A 231-nucleotide genomic window follows, 5' to 3' on the forward strand; every position below is an offset into this window, starting at 1 on the left:
CCAGAGACTTCAGCGCCATCTCTCAATTCGTCATTCCCGCGAACGCGGGCTCTGCTTTACTTCGGCGGAGCCGAATATCCAGCGACTTTAATCGCGGCTGCACGAAAGCCACTGGATTCCCGCCTTCGCGGGAATGACGTTCTGGAAAGATGGCGCTGAAGTCTCTGGATCCCCGCCTTCGCGGGGATGACGGAAACGATGCGACGACGGCTAAGGGTTCAGACACGCGTA

Source organism: Lysobacter sp. Root690 (genome assembly GCF_001427785.1).
Classification (GTDB): Bacteria; Pseudomonadota; Gammaproteobacteria; order Xanthomonadales; family Xanthomonadaceae; genus Lysobacter.